Origin of the sequence: Cognatundibacterium luofuense, assembly GCF_018139685.1 — a bacterium.
GTDB classification, from domain to species: domain Bacteria; phylum Pseudomonadota; class Gammaproteobacteria; order Burkholderiales; family Burkholderiaceae_D; genus Undibacterium; species Undibacterium luofuense.
The window spans coordinates 1-421 of the sequence record NZ_JAGSPN010000189.1; the positions used below are offsets into that span (position 1 = coordinate 1).

General features: G+C 47.3%; 1 protein-coding gene. It reads right to left on the reverse strand.

Annotation, left to right across the window (positions count from 1 at the left end; genetic code table 11):
• Positions 1 to 4 precede the first annotated feature (4 nt).
• Entirely contained in the window at positions 5 to 370 is a 366-nt protein-coding gene (gene rpsM, locus KDM89_RS19970; protein WP_162021768.1) for a 30S ribosomal protein S13, read from the reverse strand.
• Between the last annotated feature and the right edge of the window lie 51 nt (positions 371 to 421).

Here is a 421-nt window from a genome sequence, read left to right on the forward strand (position 1 = left end):
TGGATTATTTCTTCAAAGATTGCGCTGCTTTACGTGGGCCTTTACGTGTACGTGCGTTAGTACGTGTACGTTGACCACGAACTGGCAAGCCTTTACGGTGACGCAAGCCACGATAGCAACCCAAGTCCATCAAACGCTTGATGTTCATGGACAGTTCACGACGCAAATCGCCTTCAACGATGAATTTACCGATTTCGTCGCGAAGCTTTTCGAGTTCGTTGTCGTCCAGATCTTTGACCTTTTTAGTGGTCAGAACACCCGTTGCTTCACAGATTTGCTGTGAGCGTGGACGGCCAATACCATAGATCGCTGTCAAGCCGATTACGGTATGCTGATGATTTGGGATATTAACCCCTGCGATACGTGCCATTCGTTATTCCTCGTTCAATAACGTTAATTAACCTTGGCGCTGTTTATGGCG